We start from the raw sequence: 725 nt of genomic DNA, 5'->3' as shown, positions 1-725 counted from the left end.
GTCCGCCCCCTCCTCCGCGGCCGCCCTCGCGACGGCCGCCGCGGAGGAGGGGGCGGACGTCCTGCTCCTGGACGCCGACCCGCTCTCCGGTGGCCTCGACCTCGTGCTCGGCGCCGACGAGCTGCCCGGCCTGCGCTGGGCCGACCTGGCGGGCGTCTCGGGCCGGCTGCGGCCCGACGTGCTGCGGGCCACCGTCTCGGTCGCCCAGGGCCTGCAGCTGCTCGCGGGCGACCGCCGCCGCGGTGGGGCGCCCGGCCCGGCCGCGCTGGAGTCGGTGCTGACCGCCGCGCAGCGGCTGCACGACCTCGTCGTCGTGGACCTCCCGCGGCGCGACCCCGCGGCGCTCGCGACGGTCCTGCCGCACTGCGACGAGGTGCTCCTCGTCGTGCCCGCGACCTACCGTGCCGCGGCCGCGGCCTGCTGCGTCCTGGACAGCGTGCGCCCCGCGCTGCGGAGCCCGCAGACCGTGCGCCTGCTCGTGCGCGACGTCGGCGCCGACGTCGCGGCCGAGACCGTCGCGGACCTCGTGGGCGCGCGCCTCGCGGGGAGCCTGCGCACCGACCGCGACCTCGACGCGGCCCTCGAGCGCGGGGAGGGCCTGCCGCGCGGGCGGCGCACCCCGCTGCGCGCCTTCGCCCTGCGCTGGGCCGCCGAGGCGGTGCACCGCCACGGTGCGGTGCTGGCCGGGGTGACGTCCTGAGCCGCGGTCCGGGGGCGGGTGGGGC

General features: G+C 81.1%; 1 protein-coding gene. It reads left to right on the top strand.

Annotated features, from left to right (window positions below):
• Positions 1-700 (top strand): septum site-determining protein Ssd (gene ssd, locus GTR02_RS21995; RefSeq protein WP_338073987.1); only part of this gene is annotated, 700 nt, incomplete at its 5' end.
• Between the last annotated feature and the right edge of the window lie 25 nt (positions 701-725).

The organism is Kineococcus siccus (assembly GCF_009906795.1).
Lineage (GTDB): Bacteria > Actinomycetota > Actinomycetes > Actinomycetales > Kineococcaceae > Kineococcus > Kineococcus siccus.
The sequence above is the reverse complement of the archived record's forward strand: the minus strand, read 5'-3'. Positions and strand labels throughout refer to the sequence as shown.